The 17,249-nt window shown below is 72.8% G+C and carries 19 protein-coding genes; 12 read left to right on the top strand and 7 right to left on the bottom strand.

All coding sequences use genetic code 11. The features are described 5' to 3' along the window. Window positions 1–27: 27 nt before the first annotated feature. A complete protein-coding gene (locus JQC91_RS07245; RefSeq protein WP_203286132.1) occupies window positions 28–543 on the top strand; it encodes a hypothetical protein in 516 nt (171 codons plus the stop codon). A 26-nt stretch (window positions 544–569) separates the two neighbouring features. Here the strand turns inward: JQC91_RS07245 and JQC91_RS07250 are convergent, their stop codons facing one another. From JQC91_RS07250 to JQC91_RS07265, 4 genes are all read right to left on the bottom strand, one after another. Continuing rightward, window positions 570–1,838, bottom strand: a complete 1,269-nt coding sequence (locus JQC91_RS07250; RefSeq protein ID WP_203286133.1) for an FAD-binding oxidoreductase — start codon at window positions 1,836–1,838, stop codon at window positions 570–572. A 208-nt stretch (window positions 1,839–2,046) separates the two neighbouring features. After that, a complete protein-coding gene (locus tag JQC91_RS07255) occupies window positions 2,047–2,361 on the bottom strand; it encodes a DUF1272 domain-containing protein (RefSeq protein ID WP_203286134.1) in 315 nt (104 codons plus the stop codon). Beyond that, window positions 2,361–3,722, bottom strand: coding sequence for a glutamine synthetase family protein (locus JQC91_RS07260; RefSeq protein ID WP_203286135.1), 1,362 nt, complete (start codon window positions 3,720–3,722; stop codon window positions 2,361–2,363). Before JQC91_RS07260 ends, JQC91_RS07255 begins: the two co-directional genes overlap by 1 nt. Beyond that, complete coding sequence (locus tag JQC91_RS07265) at window positions 3,712–4,419, bottom strand: type 1 glutamine amidotransferase (protein ID WP_203286136.1); 708 nt, start codon at window positions 4,417–4,419, stop codon at window positions 3,712–3,714. Before JQC91_RS07265 ends, JQC91_RS07260 begins: the two co-directional genes overlap by 11 nt. A gap of 106 nt (window positions 4,420–4,525) precedes the next feature. On the opposite strand from JQC91_RS07265, the gene JQC91_RS07270 reads away from it, so the two are divergent. The 5 genes from JQC91_RS07270 (at window position 4,526) to JQC91_RS07290 (ending at window position 7,754) form a co-directional block, all read left to right on the top strand. Next, the gene (locus JQC91_RS07270; protein WP_203286137.1) at window positions 4,526–4,957 is read left to right on the top strand and encodes a CAP domain-containing protein; all 432 of its coding nucleotides are present in this window, start codon (window positions 4,526–4,528) and stop codon (window positions 4,955–4,957) included. 67 nt (window positions 4,958–5,024) lie between these two features. Next, the gene (locus tag JQC91_RS07275; protein ID WP_203286138.1) at window positions 5,025–5,465 is read left to right on the top strand and encodes a TerB family tellurite resistance protein; all 441 of its coding nucleotides are present in this window, start codon (window positions 5,025–5,027) and stop codon (window positions 5,463–5,465) included. Then, window positions 5,462–6,163, top strand: a complete 702-nt coding sequence (locus JQC91_RS07280) for a hypothetical protein (RefSeq protein WP_203286139.1) — start codon at window positions 5,462–5,464, stop codon at window positions 6,161–6,163. The genes JQC91_RS07275 and JQC91_RS07280 overlap by 4 nt, the downstream gene beginning before the upstream one ends. 58 nt (window positions 6,164–6,221) lie before the next feature. Further along, the gene (locus JQC91_RS07285) at window positions 6,222–6,995 is read left to right on the top strand and encodes an ATP-binding cassette domain-containing protein (protein ID WP_203286140.1); all 774 of its coding nucleotides are present in this window, start codon (window positions 6,222–6,224) and stop codon (window positions 6,993–6,995) included. Between the two features lie 27 nt (window positions 6,996–7,022). Further along, window positions 7,023–7,754 (top strand): transporter substrate-binding domain-containing protein, encoded by a 732-nt coding sequence (locus JQC91_RS07290; protein ID WP_203286141.1) that lies wholly within the window; start codon window positions 7,023–7,025, stop codon window positions 7,752–7,754. A 60-nt stretch (window positions 7,755–7,814) separates the two neighbouring features. Here the strand turns inward: JQC91_RS07290 and JQC91_RS07295 are convergent, their stop codons facing one another. After that, on the bottom strand, window positions 7,815–8,828 hold the full coding sequence (locus JQC91_RS07295) for an FAD-dependent oxidoreductase (RefSeq protein ID WP_203286142.1): 1,014 nt from the start codon (window positions 8,826–8,828) through the stop codon (window positions 7,815–7,817). Between the two features lie 62 nt (window positions 8,829–8,890). Between JQC91_RS07295 and JQC91_RS07300 the strand changes: the two genes are divergently transcribed. The 3 genes from JQC91_RS07300 (at window position 8,891) to JQC91_RS07310 (ending at window position 12,023) form a co-directional block, all read left to right on the top strand. Continuing rightward, on the top strand, window positions 8,891–9,757 hold the full coding sequence (locus JQC91_RS07300; protein ID WP_203286143.1) for an ABC transporter permease subunit: 867 nt from the start codon (window positions 8,891–8,893) through the stop codon (window positions 9,755–9,757). Beyond that, window positions 9,754–10,560: an ABC transporter permease subunit gene (locus JQC91_RS07305; RefSeq protein ID WP_203286144.1), complete on the top strand. Its 807-nt coding sequence runs from the start codon at window positions 9,754–9,756 to the stop codon at window positions 10,558–10,560. The genes JQC91_RS07300 and JQC91_RS07305 overlap by 4 nt, the downstream gene beginning before the upstream one ends. Window positions 10,561–10,676: 116 nt before the next feature. After that, window positions 10,677–12,023 carry a glutamine synthetase family protein gene (locus JQC91_RS07310; protein WP_203286145.1) on the top strand — a complete coding sequence of 449 codons (1,347 nt, stop codon included), beginning with the start codon at window positions 10,677–10,679 and terminating at the stop codon, window positions 12,021–12,023. A gap of 7 nt (window positions 12,024–12,030) precedes the next feature. Here JQC91_RS07310 and JQC91_RS07315 read toward each other — a convergent pair whose 3' ends face one another. Continuing rightward, the gene (locus JQC91_RS07315) at window positions 12,031–12,303 is read right to left on the bottom strand and encodes a metal-sensitive transcriptional regulator (protein WP_203286146.1); all 273 of its coding nucleotides are present in this window, start codon (window positions 12,301–12,303) and stop codon (window positions 12,031–12,033) included. A gap of 64 nt (window positions 12,304–12,367) precedes the next feature. On the opposite strand from JQC91_RS07315, the gene JQC91_RS07320 reads away from it, so the two are divergent. Further along, the gene (locus JQC91_RS07320; protein ID WP_203286147.1) at window positions 12,368–13,132 is read left to right on the top strand and encodes a MauE/DoxX family redox-associated membrane protein; all 765 of its coding nucleotides are present in this window, start codon (window positions 12,368–12,370) and stop codon (window positions 13,130–13,132) included. Between the two features lie 183 nt (window positions 13,133–13,315). On the opposite strand, the gene JQC91_RS07325 is transcribed toward JQC91_RS07320, so the two are convergent. After that, window positions 13,316–13,981: an HAD family hydrolase gene (locus JQC91_RS07325; RefSeq protein WP_238941365.1), complete on the bottom strand. Its 666-nt coding sequence runs from the start codon at window positions 13,979–13,981 to the stop codon at window positions 13,316–13,318. A gap of 96 nt (window positions 13,982–14,077) precedes the next feature. Between JQC91_RS07325 and glmU the strand changes: the two genes are divergently transcribed. Continuing rightward, entirely contained in the window at window positions 14,078–15,430 is a 1,353-nt protein-coding gene (gene glmU / locus JQC91_RS07330) for a bifunctional UDP-N-acetylglucosamine diphosphorylase/glucosamine-1-phosphate N-acetyltransferase GlmU (RefSeq protein WP_203286149.1), read from the top strand. Then, the gene (glmS, locus tag JQC91_RS07335; RefSeq protein ID WP_203286150.1) at window positions 15,430–17,235 is read left to right on the top strand and encodes a glutamine--fructose-6-phosphate transaminase (isomerizing); all 1,806 of its coding nucleotides are present in this window, start codon (window positions 15,430–15,432) and stop codon (window positions 17,233–17,235) included. The genes glmU and glmS overlap by 1 nt, the downstream gene beginning before the upstream one ends. Window positions 17,236–17,249 lie beyond the last annotated feature (14 nt).

Consider the following 17,249-nt stretch of genomic DNA (forward strand, 5'->3'; position numbering starts at 1 on the left):
CGATCAGGACGTGCCATAGGTAACGGAATGAACGTGACCGAGGTTTGGAAGGGGATACTCGAGTCTAATCTTACGAGTGTCGACGAGCTTTTCGTCCACATCGACAGGCCCTTACCAGATCCTGTTGAAGGAACGTTTGCTCGTCTGATGGTCCCTAGCACGGATAGCGCGCCTAGCCGTGAACTCGCATACATCTACGTCGACAGTCGGCTTGAGCAGCATTGGCGAGACTTCATCATTATCAAGGAGATGATGCACTGCTTCACGCCTATGGACCGCTACAGCCCTACTCCGGCTTCGGCGCGAGGCGTACTCTCAACACTCGTTGAACGTGGCGGACGGTATACGCTCAATGTAGCTGCGGACGACGCTGGCATCTTCGCCGCAGCTGAGGTCATCCTTCCACACTCGACTGTCGAGTCGTTGCTTGCGGTAGGCCAAGATCTCAACCAGATCGCCTTCCGCCACAATCTACATCCTGATATCGTTCACGAAATTTGCAGGGTGGACGTTATGCATCGGCGTAAGAACGGGTCGCTCTAGCGACTGTAGGGTGGGTGAGACCCCCCTTACACCCGATCCCGCACCGCCCCCCACGCCATCCCCACGTTCACCGCCAGTGCCCCCAGCCACCGCCCTCCCGGCAGCGCGGGCACCGGCAGACGGGCGAGGGTGTCGGCGGCGGTGCGGTCTCCGGTGGCGGCGGCGGCGAGGGCCTTCCCGACCAGCCCCGCCAACGCGAGGCCGTGGCCGGAGTAGCCGCCGACGGACCAGAGGCCGGGAGCGGGCTCGGCCACCCACGGGAGGCGGGAGGCGGTGACGGCGAGCGTGCCGCCCCAGGCGTGGGGGAGGTCGACGTCCCGTAGATGCGGGTAGGTGCGGGCGAGGTTGCGGCGGACCAGCGCGCGGATGTCGCGGGGGAAGCGGCGGCCGTAGGACTCGCCGCCGCCGAAGATCAGGCGGCCCTCGGCGTCCTGCCTCACGTAGTGGACCACCGTGCGGTCGTCGGAGAAGCCTACCGCCCCCTCGCGCGGCATGGCCCAGACCCCCGGCGGCGTGGCGGCGATGTAGTTGTTGAGCGGCAGGACCCGCGCCGCCGCCTGCGGCACGAGCCACGGGGAATAGCCGTTGGTCGCGTGGACGAGCGTGCGGGCGCGCACGGCGCCTTGGCCCGTCGCGGCCTCGTGCGGTTTGTCGGGGCGGATGCGGTGGACCTCCGAGCGCTCGTGGAGCGCGACGCCCGCCGCTCGGCAGGCGCGGGCGAGGCCCAGCGTGTAGGCGAGCGGGTCCATGCAGGCGGCGCCCTCGTCCAGCAGGCCGCCCGCGTAGTGGTCCGTGCCGATGCGGGCGGCGAGGGCGGCGCGGTCGAGGCGGGGGGCGTCGGGCTCTGCGGCGGCGGCGCGATGGAGCGCGGCCTCCGTGCGGCAGGCGTGGACGATGCCGGGGGCCCAGCCCGCCCCGTCCGCGTGGGCGTGGGCGAGGTCGCGGGTGAGGGCCACGGCCTCGGCGGCGAGGGCGGCGAGGGCGGCGGCGGTCTTGGGGCCGAGCGTGCGGGCCAGCCGCGCGTGCGCCCAATTGAACCCCGACTGCACCTGCCCCCCGTTGCGCCCCGACGCGCCCCAGCCGAGGCGGTGCGCCTCCAAGAGCACCACCGACAGGCCCGCTTGGGCGGCGTGCAGCGCGCAGGACAGGCCGGTGATGCCGCCGCCGATGACGCAGAGGTCGGCTTCGCGCCGGGTCTCGAGGCGGGGGAACGGGGGCAGGGCCTCATTTGTCGCGGCGTAGAGCGAGGCGGGGTAGGCGTGCCGCTCGCCGTTGGCGTGGAGGGGGGAGGTCATGGGGTGGCGGGAGCGCATCGAAGGGCCGCGGCGCGGCGAGCCGAGGCCGGTGCTCCGCGATTTATGGCTGCCCCCCCGCACGACGCTCCGGCGTTGCGGCACCTCGGACCAATCGCCGGGCCGGGGGGCGGCCCGGCGATGCGCGGGCCGCTGGCGCGGCCGTATCGCGCGGGGCGCTTGGAACAGGAGCGACGGACCATGCCGGCCCTCACCGCTCCCCCGGCGGCACGTCGCGCAGCTTGGCGGCGAGCGCGGCCACCTCCTCCGCCGTCCAGCGGGAGCGCACCCGCTCGGTCGAGGCGGGCGTGTTCGCCAGCCCCGTGCCCACGCCGTCGCGGTGCCTGACGCGAGGCCGGATCGGGCGCGGCACGAGGTTGCCCCCGCAGGTCGCGCAGACGCCGTGCAGCACGTCCCGGACGCAGTCGGCGCAATAGGTGCACTCGTAGGTGCAAATCATGGCGTGGGGGCTGTCGGGCGGCAGGTCCCGGTCGCACCATTCGCAGTTGGGGCGCAGGTCCAGCATCACACGTTGAGGAGCAGGTGCTCGCGCTCCCACGGCGAGATCTCCTGCAGGAAGGCCCCGTACTCCATCCGCTTCACCGCGGCGTAGATGGACGCGAAGTGGGGGTGGAGCACCTCGTGGATCTCGGTCGCCGCCTCGAACAGGTCGAGCGCGGCCCCGAGCTCGCGGGGCAGGTCCTCCTCGCTGGAATAGGCGTCGCCGGTGAACTGCGGCGCGGGCGGGGTCTCGTTCACCAGCCCGAGGTAGCCCGTCGCCAAGGAGGCCGCGATGGCGAGGTAGGGGTTCACGTCCATGCCCGCGATGCGGTTCTCGATCCGCTTGGCGGCGGCGTCCGAGACGGGGACGCGCAGCCCCGTCGTCCGGTTGTCGCGGCCCCATTGCAGGTTCACCGGCGCGGCGAAGTCGCGGACGTAGCGCCGGTAGGAGTTCACGTAAGGGGCCAGGATCGCGATCACCTGCGGCAGGTGGCGCTGCATCCCCCCGATGAAGTGGAGGAACTGCGGCGTCTCGGTGCCGTCGGGGGCGGTGAAGATGTTGCGCCCGTCCGCGTCCACGACGGAGTGGTGGAGGTGCATGGCGCTGCCGGGCTCGTCCTGAATGGGCTTGGCCATGAAGGTCGCGTGCATGTCGTGGCGCAGCGCCGCCTCGCGGATCATGCGCTTGAAGCAGAACAGGTCGTCGGCGAGCGCGACCGGGTCGCCATGCGCGAGGTTCAGCTCCACCTGGCCCGAGCCGCCCTCCTGCAGGATGCCGTCGATCTCGAGGCCCATCGCCTCGGCGAAGTCGTAGATATCGTCGATGACGGGGCCGTACTCGTCGACGGCGGACATGGAGTAGGCCTGCCGCGCCGCCGCGCGCCGCCCCGAGCGGCCCATGGGCGGCACGACGGCCTGCGCGGGGTCGGTGTTCCGGGCGACGAGGTAGAACTCCATCTCCGGGGCGACGACGGGCGTCCAGCCGCGCGCCTCGTAGAGCGAGACCACGCGCTTGAGCACGTTGCGGGGGGCGACCGGCATGGGCGTGCCGTCCTGCCCCTCCATGTCGTGGATGACCTGCACGGTCCAGTCGGCCGTCCACGGCAGCGCGCGCGTGGTCGACAGGTCGGGCCGCAGGATCATGTCCGGCTCGGTGAAGGCGGCGTCGCCGTCGTCGGCCCAGTCGCCCGCGATGGTCTGCTGGAAGATGGAGGCGGGCAGGAAGAACCGCTCCTGCTTGGCGAACTTCGTCGCGGGCATCGCCTTGCCGCGCGCGATGCCCGACAGGTCGGCCACGACGCACTCCACCTCGTCCAGCGTGCGGCCCGAGAGGTAGGCGCGGGCGTGGTCGGGGATGCGATCCTGCCAGTCGGCGTCACGCGGCATGGGGCGCCTCCAAGCGGACCTCGCCGGTGAGGAAGAAGCGCGCGATGGCGTCGCCGAAGGCGCGGCGGTCGGTGGGTCGGCCCACGTCGCGCGCCGCCTGCTCCATCAGCGCGTCGGGGTAGGTGCCGGTGCCGCGCCGGGTGGCCACGTAGTCGCCGATCAGGTCGTTGCCGAACTCGGGGTGCGGCTGGACCGTGAGCGCGTGGGGGTAGGCGAGGGCGGCGTGGGTGCAGAACGCGTTGGAGAGGATGGTGCGCGCGGTCTCGGGCGGCTCGACCACCTGGTCCTGGTGCCACGCGTTGAGCGCCATCGGCGCGCCGTCCGCGGTGACGTAGTCGCGGCGGCCCACGGACCAGCCGCCGGGGAACTTCACCACGCGCCCGCCCATCGCCTGCGCCACGATCTGGTGGCCGAAGCAGATGCCCGCGAGGGGGACGCGCGCGGCGTGCGCCCGGCGGACGAACGCCTCCAGCGGCGGGATGAACGGGTGGTCCTCGTAGGCGCCGTGCTTCGAGCCGGTGATGAGCCAGCCCTCGGCGGCGTGGACGCCCTCGGGGAAGTCCATGCGCTCCACGTCCCACGAGGTGAAGCGGAAGCCGTGGCCCGCGAGCAGGTCGGCGAACATCGCGTCGAAGTCGCCCCGCGCCTCCACGAGCTCGGGGGGCGTGTGACCGGCTTGGAGGATGCCGATATGCATGGATCACCTCGGAGGGGTTGGTGCGGGATAGGCTATGCCTCGCCCATCGCCCCCGCAATGGCGGCCGGCAACGGTTTCTTCACGGGTCGCGTGGCATCCGGGGTCCATGCGATTCGTCCTGTCCCTCCTGCTGTGCCTCCTCGCCCTCCCCGCCGCCGCGCGGGACGTCTCGGCGGAGGCGCTCGCCCTCGCCTCGCGGGAGCGGGCGGCGGCGGGCCTGCCGCCCTTGGCCGCCGATCCCGCGCTGGCCCGCGCGGCGCTGGACCAAGCGGCGCGGATGGCGCGGCGCGGGCGGCTCGGTCACGACGGCGCGGGCGGCCTCGGGGCGCGGCTGCGCGCGGCGGGGGCGGGCGGCTGCCGGGGCGCGGAGAACGTCGGGATGGGGATGCACGACCCGCGCCATGCGGTGCGGGCGTGGATGGGGTCGCGCGGGCACCGGGCGAACCTGATGTCGCCCGCGATGACGCGCGGCGCGGTGGCGTGGGCCGATGGCGGCGGGCGGCGCTGGTGGGCGATGGTGCTGTCGGGGCCCTGCTGAGCGGGGCGCGCGGGGTCGCCGGGCCCCCACCTTTGCCACCGGCGCCCGTCGCCCCTATCTCCGCCCCATGTTCGCCGACCTCCTCCGCTCCCTCGCCGCGCCCCAGCCCGCCCGCCTCCCCGAACCGGACGAGCGCCTCGCGCTCGCCGCGCTGCTCGTGCGGCTCGCGCGGGCCGACGGCGACTACGCCGCCGTCGAGCGGGACCGCATCGACCGCGTCCTGACGGACCGCCACGGCCTCTCCCCGTCCGAGGCGGGCCGCCTGCGGGGCGAGGCGGAGACCTTGGAGGCCGAGGCGCCCGACACGGTGCGCTTCACCCGCGCGCTCAAGGACGCGGTGCCGCTGGAGGAGCGCACGGCGCTGCTCGAGTCGCTGTGGTCCGTGGCGCTGGCCGATGGCGCGCGCGACGAGGAGGAGGACGGGCTGATGCGGCTGCTCGCCAACCTGCTGGGGATCGCGGACCGGGACTCGGCGCTGGCGCGGCAAAGGGCCGAAGCGCGCGGATGATCGCCGCGCTGCCGTGGTATCCCGGCGCGCGGCCCGCGCTCGACGCGCTCTGGGCCGCGGCCCGGCGGGACGGCTGGCCCGAGGCGCTGACGTGGCCGGGCACGGGGCTGCTGGACCGCGCCGACCTCCTGCTGTCGCAGTGCTGCGCGCCGATGTGGGGGATGCGGTGGCGCGACCGCCTCGCCCTCGTGGGGGCGTTCGACTTCGGGCTGCCGGACACGGCGCCGGGGGCCTACCGGTCGGTGATCGTGCAGCGGCTCGACGACCGCCGGGCCCCCGACGCGGCCGCCGCCGCGGGCATGGCGGCCAACGCCCCGGACAGCCAGTCGGGCTGGGGCGCACTGGCCGATCAGGGGTGGGGCGAGCGGCCCGTCCGCTTCACCGGGAGCCATGCGGCGAGCATGGCGGCGGTGGCCGGGGGGGCGGCGCATGTCGCGGCCATCGACATGGTGACGTGGCGCCTCGCGCCGCATCCGCGCCTGTCGGTGCGGCGCGTGACGGCGCCCACGCCCGCGCCGCCGCTGGTGACCGCGTTCCCCGACCGGGCCGCCGCCCTGCGCGCGGCGCTGGCCGGGGGCTTGGCGCGCCTGCCCGCGGCCCTGCGCCGCGCGAGCGGGCTGCGCGGCGTCGTCGCCGTGGACGCGGGCACCTACCGCGCGTGCAGCTTGCCGGCCCCGCCGTCGCGCAACGCCGCGTGAACGTTGCAATCCCCCCGCATTTGCGCTCCAACCGCTCAAACCGCGACCGGACCCCGACTTGCCCGATCCCACGCCCGTCCTCGAGATCCGCGACCTCCACAAGGCCTATGGGTCCTTGGAGGTCCTGAAGGGCGTCGACCTGTCCGCGCGGCAGGGGCAGGTGATCTCGCTGATCGGGTCGTCCGGGTCGGGGAAGTCGACCCTGCTCAGGTGCTGCAACCTGCTGGAAGATTCGCAGGCGGGCGACGTGGTGTTCGAGGGCGACCCCGTGCGCTGGCGCGGCGAGGGTCTCGGGCGGCATCCGGCGGACCCCAGGCAGGTGGTCCGCATCCGCACCAACCTCTCGATGGTGTTCCAGCAGTTCAACCTGTGGTCCCACCTCACCGTGCTCCAGAACGTGATGGAGGCCCCGGTGCAGGTGCTTGGGCGCGAGCCGGCGGAGGTGGAGGCGAAGGCCCGCGACTACCTCGACAAGGTGGGCATCGGCGACAAGGCGGACCGCTGGCCCTCGGAGCTGTCGGGCGGGCAGCAGCAGCGCGCGGCCATCGCGCGCGCCCTGTGCATGGAGCCCCGCGCCCTCCTGTTCGACGAGCCGACGAGCGCGCTGGACCCCGAACTGGAGCAGGAGGTCGTGCGCGTGATCCGCGCGCTGGCCGAGGAGGGGCGCACCATGCTGCTGGTGACCCACGACATGAACATGGCGCGCGACTGCAGCGACCACGTGATCTTCCTGCACAAGGGCAAGATCGAGGAGGAGGGGGCGCCCGCCGCCCTCTTCGGGCAACCCAAGAGCGAGCGGCTGCGCGGATTCCTGTCCGCGACGGCGGCCTGACGTCCAACACAACCGGGAGAGACCCCAATGAAGACCATCATCCTCGCGGCCGCCGCCGCGCTGACCGCCGGGGCCGCCTTGGCCGACGGCCACGCCCAGACCATCCGCATGGGCACCGAGGGCGCCTACGCCCCCTACAACTTCATCAACGACGCGGGCGACGTGGACGGGTTCGAGATCGAGCTCGGCAACATGCTCTGCGAGGCCGCCGGCTACACCTGCGAGTGGGTGACCAACGAGTGGGATTCGATCATCCCCAACCTCACGTCCGGCAACTACGACACCATCATGGCCGGCATGAGCATCACCGACGAGCGCGACGAGGTGATCGACTTCACGCAGAACTACTTCCCGCCGACCGAGTCCAACTACGTGGCCCTGTCCGAGGACGCGGATCTCGAGAACGGCGTGATCGCGGCGCAGGTGAACACGATCCAAGCCGGCTACGTCGCCGAGTCGGGCGCGACGCTCCTCGAGTTCGCGACCTACGACGAGACCGTGGCCGCCGTGCGCAACGGCGAGGCGGACGCCGTGTTCGCCGACGCGGACGCGCTGATGCCGACGGTCGAGGAGTCGGGCGGCGAGCTGATGATCGTGGGCGAGGGCGTGCCGCTGGGCGGCGGCGTCGGCATGGGCGTGCGCGAGACGGACGGCGAGATGCGCGAGAAGTTCGACGCGGCGATCACCGCGATGAAGGAGGACGGCTCCCTCAACGAGCTGATCGTGAAGTGGTTCGGCGACGACGCGCCGCAATACTGATCCGGGCCCCGGCCTGAACGGCGCCCGTCCCTCCGGGGGCGGGCGTCCGTCGTTCCGGGGTCAGGCGGCGGCGAACCGGGCCGCGCCGAACGGCACGGCGACCGGGTCCAGCCGCCCGTCCACCGCCCACGCCGCCACCATGCGCCCCAGCGCGGGCGCGAGGGTGACGCCGGAATGGGTGAACGCGACCGAGACGTCCTCGGCCAGCGGTCCGACCACGGCGTGCCCGTCGCCCGGCGTGGGGCGTCGACCGACGGTCCAGCCGTCCAGCGCCGCCTCCACCGCCAGCAGGCGGCGCGCCCGGTCCACGAGGTCGCCCGCCACCGCCGCCGGGTCCGCGCCGGGATCGGAGCCGCCGAAGTCGGAGCCGATCAGCAGCGCCCCGTCGGGCCGCTGGCGGACGTGGCAGTCGGGCGCGATCACGAGCCCCGAGAGGCGGGCGGCGACCGGGCGGGTCCTGGCGATCAGGCCCGACGGCGCGCTCCACGGCAGGTCGACCCCCGCGGTCGCGGCCAAGGCGGGGACGCCCGCGCCGCAGGCTAGGACGACGTGATCGGCGGCGACGTGCCCGCGGTCGAGGCGCACGCCGCGCTCCACCGCGACGGCGCGGCCCCGCACCCGCTCGATCCCGCCCAGCAGCGCGGCGGCGGCCGCCTCCGGCTCGACGCTTCCCTCGGCGGGGGCGAGCAGGGCATGGGGCGGCGGGTCGCGGAGCAGGGGCTCGCGGGCGCGGGCCTCGGCGCGCGACACGAGCCGGACGTCGTAGCCCCAGCCCGGCTGGACGCGCGCGGCCTCCGCCAATGCGTCGTCCGGCAAGTCCCACGACAGGCTGCCGGTGCGGCGCGCGGCGGCGTCGCCCAAGGCCGGGGCGAGGGCATGCCATCCCTCCATGCCGGCCATGCGGAGGTGGGCGTAGTCCTCGCGGTTGCCCCATGCCGCGTTGATCCATGCGAAGGACGCCCCGCTGGCCGCCGCCCCGCCGTCGTCGACCACCACGACGTCGGCCCCGCGCCGCGCGAGGTGCCACGCGCAGGCAGCGCCCACGATCCCGGCGCCGATCACCGCCACGCGCATCCGTTTGCCCTCCGCCCCGATTCCGGCTTGATACGCGGTAGCACGACCCCGGAGCCGCCCGCATGTTCGAATCCTGCGCCGACCCCGAGGCCCTCGACGGCCTCGCGTGGCTGGCCTGCTACCTGACGACCGGCAAGCACTTCGCCTTCTACGGGGCGTTCGGCACCGTGCTGCTGCTGCTCGCTGTGACGGCGCCGCTCGCGCTGCTCTTCGGGCTCGCCGGGGCGATGGCCACGCGCGCGGGGTTCGCGCCGCTGCGCTGGCTGGGGCAGGGCTACGTGGCCCTCGTCCGTGGCGTGCCGGACATCGCGTTGTTCCTCTTCTTCGTCATCGCGCTGGACCAGGGCATCGAGTGGATCAAGCACCAGGCCGTCTGCCCGGACTGGTCCGAGCCGATCCGGCAGGGGGCGAACTTCCTCGTCTGCCCGCAGGCGAAGGTGCCGCTGGGCACCTCGCCCCAGTGGGTGCACGAGGCCTACGGCTTCTCGCTCGCCGTCTTCACCTTCGCGCTGGTGTTCGGGGCCTTCGCGGCCAACGTCCTGCTGGGCGCGATGAAGGCGGTGCCGCGCGGGCAGGTCGAGACGGCGCTGGCCTACGGCATGACCCCCCGGCAGGCGTTCCGGCGCATCACCTTCCGCCAGATGTGGAGCTACGCGCTGCCGGGGCTGGGGAACCTCTGGATGATCCTCATCAAGGCGACGCCGCTGCTGTTCCTGCTGGGCGTCGAGGACATCGTCTACTGGGCGCGGGAGCTGGGGGCGGCCAAGACGCCGCGCTTCTCGGACTACCCGCATCCCGACTGGCGGATGTGGTACTTCGCCGCCCTGCTGGTCTTCTACCTCGCCATGACGAGCGTGTCGGAACGGGTGCTCGCGCGGCTCGTGGCCCGGTTCGCGCGCGGGCAGGCGACGGCGGGGGGCACGACGTGAGCTGCTGGGAGACGGTGCAGGCCTACGCGCTGCGGTCCGTGGGCATCGGCGAGCGGCTGCTCCCGCGCGAGGGCTTCACCGTCTGCGAGCATGTGGTGCTGATCGGATCGGGCCTGATCTGGAACGTCTATTTCGGCCTCGTCGCGCTGGCCTTCGGGTTCCTCCTGTCGGTGACGGTGGCGGTCGGCAAGGCCTCGCCCCACGCGTGGGCGCGCGTGCCCGCCGAATGGTTCGTCTACCTCTTCCGCGGCTCCCCGCTCTTCATCCAGTTCTTCTTCGCCTACTTCCTGTTCCTGTCGCTCAAGGACGTGTGGGCCGGGTTCTCGCCGCTCTCGTCGGCGGTCTACGGGGCGGCGATCACGCTGTTCCTCAACACGTCGGCCTACGCGGGCGAGATCTTCCACGGGGCGCTGCGGCAGGTGCCGCGCGGCGATCTGGAGGCGGCGGACGCCTACGGGCTGACCGGGTGGCGGAAGTTCCGGCGGATCACCTTCCCGACGATGCTGCGGCTGGCGTGGCCCGCCTACACCAACGAGGCGATCTTCCTGTTCCACGCCACGACGCTGGTGTTCTTCACCGGCTTCCCGGCCAGCCGCCAGCAGGGCGACGCGCTCTATTACGCGAGCTACTTCGCGGACAAGACCTTCAACCCGTTCCTGCCCTACCCGATCCTCGCGGCCTACTTCATCGTGCTGACGCTGGGGATCATCGCAGCCTTCGGCTGGGCGGGGCGGCGGCTGAACCGGCACCTGCCCGGCGACGCGCCGCGCCCCCGGCGCCCGCGGTTCCAGCTGATCCGCTGAGCGGCTCCGCCCCCGCCGCCCCGCGGTCTGCCCCGGAATATCAGCGGCAAGATGAGGGAGGGCGCTGGCGCGGAGGGCGGGCCCGGCGCATACCGGAGCGACCCTGCGAGGACCCCATGAGCGACTGGCTCGACGCCCATCCCGACATCCACTCCGTGCGCGCCGTCGCCTGCGACCTGAACGGGCAGGCGCGGGGCAAGCGCTACCCCCGCCGCTTCGCGCGGGGGCTGGAGGAGACGGGGACGAAGTTCCCCTTCTCGGTGCTCAACCTCGACATCTGGGGGGAGGACATCGACGACTCGCCCTTGGTGTTCGACAGCGGCGACCGGGACGGCAGCCTGCATCCGACCGAGCGCGGCTACGTCCCCGTCCCGTGGCTGGACACGCCGACGGCGCTCTTGCCGCTGTGGATGTTCCACGATTCCGAGGATGGGGACGGCGCGCCCTACGCCGGCGATCCGCGCCACGCGCTGCGCGCCGTGCTGGACCGCTATGCGGCGAAGGGGCTGACGCCCGTGGTGGCGACCGAGATGGAGTTCTACCTGATCGACGACGCCACCGCCCGCCTGCGCCCCCCGCCGTCCGAGCGGTCGGGCAAGCGGCGCCCGGGGGCGGAGACGCTGGGCCTGCGCCAGCTGGACGCCTTCGACCAGTTCTTCACCCAGCTCTACGACGCCTGCGAGGCGATGGACGTGCCCGCGCAGGCCGCCATCTCCGAGGCGGGGCTGGGCCAGTTCGAGATCGACATCGCCCACCAGCCCGACGCGCTGAAGGCGGCCGACGACGCGTGGCTGTTCAAGATGGCGACGCGGGGGCTCGCGCGCTCGCGCGGGTTCGCCGCCTCCTTCATGGCCAAGCCCTACGACGACCAGCCGGGCAACGGGATGCACGTCCACTTCTCGGTGCTGGATGCCGAGGGGCGCAACGTGTTCGACGACGGCACGCCCGGGGGCTCGGACGCGATGCGGCACGCGGTGGCGGGCCTGCTGGCGGCCGGGCCGGCCATGACGCTGATCTGCGCGCCGCACGCCAACAGCTTCGACCGCATGGTGCCGGACTCGCATTGCCCCACGGGGCTGGCATGGGGCTACGAGAACCGGACGACCGCCGTGCGCATCCCCGCGGGGCCGGGCGCCGCGCGGCGGATCGAGCACCGCATCGCGGGGGGCGACGTGAACCCCTACCTGCTGCTGGCCGCGATCCTCGGGGCGGCCTTGGCGGGGATGGAGGACGGGGTGGCGCCGCCCGACGCGGTCGCGGGCAACGCCTACGCGCTGGACCTGCCGCGCGGGCCGTCGGACTGGGCGGGGGCGATCGACCGGTTCGAGGCGGACCCGTGGACGCCGCGCCTGTTCCCGGAGGAGCTGGTGCGGAACATGGTCCTGACCAAGCGGCAGGAACTGCACTGGGTGGCCGAGCTGAGCCCGCGCGAGGTGACGGAGCTGTATCTCGACACGGTCTAGGGCGCGGTCAGCCCCGCGCCTTGTCCAAGAGCGCCAGCAGCTCCGTGAACTTCGCCCGCTGGTCCTCGCGGTCCCCCGAGGCGAGCGTCGCCTCGATGCAATGGGCGGCGTGGTCCTCGATCACCAGCTTCTCGACGCCCTTCAGCGCGGCGCGCACGGCGGCGACCTGCGTCAGGACGTCGACGCAGTAGCGGTCCTCCTCGACCATGCGGGCGATGCCGCGGACCTGCCCCTCGAGACGGCCGAGCCGCTTGAGCGCGGCGTCCTTGTTCGTCCTCATGCCCGGCCTCCCCGGCTTGAACGGATACCCTATAGGGGTATATGGTGCGGAACAGGAGATTGCCATGCCCAAGGACACCGTCACCCCCGCCGAGGCCGCGTCCGGCCGGACCGCCGTGCTCTACCGCATGGCGCTGCCCGACCACCTGTGCCCCTCCGGGCAGAAGGCCAAGTTCCTCTTGGAGCGGAAGGGCTACGCCGTCGACGACCGCCTGTTCCGCACGCGGGCCGAGGTGGACGCCTTCAAGGCCGAGCACGGCGTGGCCACCACCCCGCAGGCGTGGATCGAGGGGGAGCGGGTCGGCGGCTACACCGACCTGCGCGCGCGGCTGACCGACTGGGATCCGAAGGCCACGACCTACCGCCCTGTACTCTACCTCTTCGCGGTCGCCGCGCTCACGGCGCTGGCGCTGTCGGTGGGGGTCCTCGGCGCGATCACGTGGCAGACGCTGGGCTGGTTCATCTCCGTCTCCATGATCCTGCTGGGGATGCAGAAGCTGCGCGACGTGGAGGGGTTCTCGACGATGTTCCTCAACTACGACGTGCTGGCGCGGCGCTGGGTGCCCTACGCCTACATCTATCCCTTCGCCGAGACGGGGGCGGGCATCTTGATGACGGGTATGATCGCGACGTGGCTCTCGGCGCCGGTGGCGCTGTTCATCTCGACGGTGGGCGCGTGGAGCGTGTTCAAGGCCGTCTACCTCGACAAGCGCGAACTGAAATGCGCCTGCGTGGGCGGCAACTCCAACGTGCCGCTGGGCTTCGTGTCGCTGACCGAGAACCTGATGATGATGGGGATGGCCATCGTCATGCTCGTGCTGCTGATCTGACGAACGACCACGGAGCGGCGCGCCTGCGCGGTTAACAGCCGCGCAGCGGCCCGCGCATCGCCGGGCCGTCCCCAAGGCACGGCGATTGGTCTCAGGTTCCGCGACGCGGAGGCGTCGTGCGGGGGTGAGGGATAAAGCGCCTCGTGGCGAAGTCGCGTCGCCGCGCCACGGCCCGTCGATGCGCTACCCGAGCAGCCCGTCCACCACCTGCTCCAGATCGGCGTAGTCGTCTAGCATCGCCTCCGCCGCCAGCCCCGACAGGTCGTGCCCCGCGAAGGTCACCAGCACGCAGGGCACGCCGACCGCCGTCGCCGTGTCGCGGTCGGTCTTGGTGTCCCCGATCAGCACCGAGCGGCCCACGTCGCCGCCCGCGCGCGCCACCGTCTCGGTGTAGTGCAGCGGGTCGGGCTTGCGGACGGGCAGCGTGTCGGCGCCGACGAGCGAATGGAACCGGTCGCGCACGCCGAGCGCGGCCAGCAGCTTCTCGGCCAGCCCCTCGGGCTTGTTGGTGCAGATGCCCACCCGGTCGCCCCGGCCCAGCAGCCGCTCCACCGCGTCCAGCGCGCCGGGGTAGAACCGCGTCTCTGAGGCCACGTCCCGGTCGTAGGCGTCGAGGAGCGGGCGGTAGCCGCGGTCCACCACCGCCTCGTCCACCGCGCCCGCCTTCGACAGCCCGAGCCGCAGCATCGCCCGCCCGCCCTTGAGCGCCGTCGCCCGGTCCTCCGGCACGCCGTGGTCCAGCCGCCCGGTCGTGCCCAGCCCCGCCAGCGCGACGTTCGCGGCGCGGATCAGGTCGGCGGAGGTGTCGGCGAGCGTGCCGTCGAGGTCGAAGATGACGGTTCGTTTCAACTCGGGCGCGCCTCCGGCAAGAGACCGCCACGGGGCGGTCTTGCGGGGGAGTCCCCCCGGTGTAGGTAGGGCGCGACCTAGCCCGGAGTGCCGTCCATGCCCACCGTCTCCCTCGTCGTTCTGGCCGCAGGGCAGGGGAGCCGGATGCAGTCCGACCGGCCGAAGGTGCTCCACGAGGTGGCCCATGCGCCGCTCCTGCACCATGCGCTGAACGCGGGCGCGACCTTGGAGCCCGCGCGGATCGTCGTGGTGGTGGGCCATGGCGGCGACCGCGTGGAGCGGTCGGCCCGCCTCTGGGGCGAGGACGTCCGCATCGCGCGCCAGGCCGAGCAGAAGGGCACCGCGCACGCGGTGGCGCAGGCGCGGGACGCGCTGGAGGGCGCGGGGGGCGACGTGGTCGTCCTCTACGGCGACACGCCCTTCATCACGCCCGCCACCCTCGCGCGGATGCGCGAGGCGCGCGAGACGGGCGCGGGGATCGTGGTGCTGGGCTTCGAGGCCGCCGATCCGGGTCGCTACGGACGGCTGGTGGTGGACGGCGACCGGCTGGAGCGGATCGTGGAGTTCAAGGACGCCACGGAGGCGGAGCGGGCGATCACCCTGTGCAACTCGGGCGTGATGATGGGCGACGCCGCCACCCTGTTCCGCCTGATCGGGAAGGTGTCCGACGACAACGCGGGCGGCGAGTTCTACCTGACCGACGTGCCCGCGCTGGCCGCCGCCGAGGGGCTGTCGAGCCACGTCGTCACCTGCGACGAGGCGGAGACGCTGGGGATCAACACCCGCGCCGAGCTGGCCGGCGCCGAGGCCGCGTGGCAGGGCCGCGCGCGCGCGCAGGCGCTGGCGGACGGCGTGACGATGCACGACCCTTCCACGGTCCACCTCGCCCACGACACGGTGCTGGGTCGCGACGTGACGCTGGAGCCGAACGTGGTCTTCGGCCCCGGCGTGACGGTCGAGAGCGGGGCGGTGATCCGTGCCTTCTCCCACCTGGAGGGCTGCCACGTCTCCGACGGCTGCGTCGTCGGCCCCTACGCGCGGCTGCGGCCGGGGGCGGAGCTGGACCGCGCGGTGAAGGTCGGTAACTTCGTCGAGATCAAGAACGCGCAGGTCCACGAGGGGGCGAAGGTGAACCACCTCTCCTACGTGGGCGACGCCGAGGTGGGCGCGCGCGCCAACCTCGGGGCCGGGACGATCACCTGCAACTACGACGGGGTGTTCAAGCACCGCACGACCATCGGGGCGGACGCCTTCGTGGGGTCGAACACCATGCTCGTGGCGCCCGTGCGGGTGGGGGCCGAGGCGCTGACCGCGTCGGGATCGGTCGTCACGGAGGACGTGCCCGACGGCGCGCTCGCGGTGGCGCGGGCCAAGCAGCAGAACAAGGACGGGCTGGCGCGGCGGCTGATGGCCAAGCTGCGCGCGGCCAAGGCGCGGAGGACGAACTGATGTGCGGCATCATCGGCATTCTGGGGAACCACCAAGCGGCCCCGATCATGGTCGACGCGCTCAAGCGCCTCGAATACCGCGGCTACGACTCGGCGGGCATCGCCACGGTCAAGGGCGGGCGGCTGGACCGGCGCCGCGCGGTCGGCAAGCTCGTGAACCTGTCCGACCTGCTCGTGACCGAGCCGCTCGAGGGGTTCGCGGGGATCGGCCACACCCGCTGGGCCACCCACGGCGCGCCGACCACCGCCAACGCGCACCCGCACCGCGCGGGGCCCGTGGCGGTCGTCCACAACGGGATCATCGAGAACTTCCGCGAGCTGCGCGAGGAGCTGGGCGGCGAGTGGCGGACCGAGACCGACACCGAGACGATCGTGCGCCTCTGCGCCAAGCATCTCGACGAGGGGATGGCCCCGGTCGACGCGGCCTTCGCCACCATCGACCGGCTGGAGGGGGCCTACGCGCTGTGCTTCCTGTTCGAGGGGCAGGACGACCTCATCGTCGCGGCCCGCCAAGGCTCGCCCTTGGCGATCGGGCACGGGGACGGGGAGATGTTCGTGGGCTCCGACGCCATCGCGCTCGCGCCGCTGACGACGCGGATCACCTACCTGGAGGAGGGCGACCGCGCCGTGGTGACCCGCGCGGGCGCGACGATCACGGACGTGCACGGCAACCGCGCCAATCGCGAGGCGCGGGAGGTGCGGCTCGACATGGGGGCGATCGAGAAGGCGGGCCACAAGCACTTCATGGCCAAGGAGATCCACGAGCAGCCGCAGACGCTTGCCGACTGCCTCTCGGCCTATCTCGACGACGACCGCGTGGCGCCGCCCGCCGAGTTCGACTTCTCCTCCGTCTCCCGCCTCGCCCTCGTGGCCTGCGGGACGGCCTACATCGCGGGCACGGTCGCCAAGTACTGGTTCGAGCAGATCGCCCGGCTCCCGGTCGAGTGCGACATCGCCAGCGAGTATCGCTACCGCGATCCGGTCATCGACCCGGCGGGCGCGGTGATGGTGATCTCGCAGTCGGGCGAGACCGCGGACACGCTGGCTGCGATGCGCCACGCGCAGGGCACGGCGAAGGCGGTGCTCTCGGTGGTGAACGTGCCCGAGTCGTCCATTGCGCGCGAGTGCGACGTGGCCTTCCCGATCCTCGCGGGCGTCGAGGTGGGCGTGGCCTCCACCAAGGCCTTCGTGAACCAGCTGGCGGTGCTGCTGGCCCTCGCGATCCAAGCGGGGCGGCAGCGCGGCGTGCTGGACGCGGCGGGCGAGGCGAAGGCCGTGGCGGAGCTGCGCCGCCTGCCCGCGCTGATCAGCCAGGCGCTCGCGGTGGAGGACCGCTGCCGCGACCTGTCCGCGGGGCTGGCCGAGGCGGAGGACATCCTCTTCCTCGGGCGCGGGCCGATGTACCCGATGGCCCACGAGGGCGCGCTGAAGCTCAAGGAGATCAGCTACATCCACGCGGAAGCCTACGCGGCGGGCGAGCTGAAGCACGGCCCCATCGCGCTGGTGGACCGCACCCTGCCCGTGGTCGTGCTCGCCCCGATGGATCCGCTCTTCGACAAGACCGTCAGCAACATGCAGGAGGTCATGGCGCGGGAGGGGCAGGTGCTGCTCGTGACGGACCCGCAGGGGGCCAAGCAGGGCGGGCACGGGGTGCGCGACACGCTGGTCATGCCCGCCTGCGACCCGATGGTCGCGCCCATCCTCTACGCCCTGCCCGCGCAGCTGCTCGCCTACCACACGGCCGTGCACAAGGGGACGGACGTGGACCAGCCGCGCAACCTCGCCAAGTCGGTGACGGTCGAGTGAGCCGCGCGCCGGCC

The organism is Jannaschia sp. Os4, assembly GCF_016820245.1.
Taxonomy (GTDB): domain Bacteria; phylum Pseudomonadota; class Alphaproteobacteria; order Rhodobacterales; family Rhodobacteraceae; genus Jannaschia.